Origin of the sequence: Bacillus sp. GMs2/2 (genome assembly GCF_050172095.1) — a bacterium.
Lineage (GTDB): Bacteria > Bacillota > Bacilli > Bacillales > Bacillaceae_G > Bacillus_A > Bacillus_A cereus.
This window is the reverse complement of the sequence record NZ_JBNLYE010000736.1, coordinates 1-1,095: the sequence shown is the minus strand read 5'-3', so window position 1 is coordinate 1,095 and position 1,095 is coordinate 1. Positions and strand designations below refer to the sequence as shown.

The following is a 1,095-nucleotide window of genomic DNA, read 5'->3' as shown; positions in this document are numbered from 1 at the left end:
TAGTCGAATTTTTTTGCATAAAGCTGTATAATGCTTGTAACGAAAGGGAAATACAGGAAGGGATTTGTAATGAGTTACTATGGAAAAAGATAAACAACAATTAAGCGTTGAAGTTGCAAGATTATATTATCAATCAGATTATAGTCAGCAAGAAATTGCTAACAAATTAAATATTTCAAGACCAACAATTTCTAGATTGTTAAAGTATGCGAAAGAAAAAGGGTTTGTTCAAATTAGCATCGCTGATCCATTTGCGGATTTAGATAACGTTGGGAATTTACTGAAAGAAAAATACAACTTGTTAGAGGCACATGTTGTATTTTCTCCAGTACCGGAATATGCAACGATTACAGAGTATATAAGTAAATATGCTGCTGAGTATATGGAAAAGACAGTTAAAAACGGTGATATTGTTGGTGTAAGCTGGGGAATGACTATGTATGAAATCGCTAGAAAAATCGTACCGCAACATGTAAAAGGGGTAGAGGTTGTCCAGCTAAAAGGTGGTATTAGTCATTCAAGTGTAAATACATATGCGAATGAAACGATAGCTTTATTTGCAGATGCTTTTCAAACGACGCCAAGAAATCTACCTCTTCCAGTTATATTTGATAATGCAGTGACAAAAGAATTAGTAGAGCAGGATCGACATATTCATCATATTATCGAAATGGGGAAGCAAGCGAATATTGCAATTTTCACTGTAGGAACAGTGCGAGACGAAGCGCTATTATTCCGATTAGGTTATTTCGATAAGGGTGAAACGAGTTTACTCAAAAAACAATCGGTTGGTGACATTTGTTCACGATTCTTTGATGGGGACGGAAATATTAGTAGTGAAGAAATTAATAAGCGGACCATTGGAATTGAGTTAGAAGAACTGAAATTAAAGAAACGTTCTATTTTAGTTGCAGGTGGTAATAGAAAAATCAAAGCAATTGATGGTGCGTTACGTGGCGGGTATGCAAATGTATTAATTATCGATCAGCATACAGCAAAAGAATTGTTACATTATCAAAAGGATTAGAAATAAAAGGCGTTCTCAAGATGTTAATTTTGAGAACGCCTTTTATTTTGTTATGTATGAATGATAGG

General features: G+C 34.3%; 1 protein-coding gene. It reads left to right on the top strand.

Annotated elements, in window-relative coordinates; genetic code table 11:
- Nucleotides 1–79 precede the first annotated feature (79 nt).
- Nucleotides 80–1,027, top strand: a complete 948-nt coding sequence (locus tag ACQGS6_RS29150) for a sugar-binding transcriptional regulator (RefSeq protein ID WP_000409785.1) — start codon at nucleotides 80–82, stop codon at nucleotides 1,025–1,027.
- Nucleotides 1,028–1,095 lie beyond the last annotated feature (68 nt).

Coding starts and splice junctions, on each gene's coding strand:
- ACQGS6_RS29150 (WP_000409785.1), top strand. CDS start 80: ATGGAAAAAGATAAACAACAATTAAGCGTTGAAGTTGCAAGATTATAT.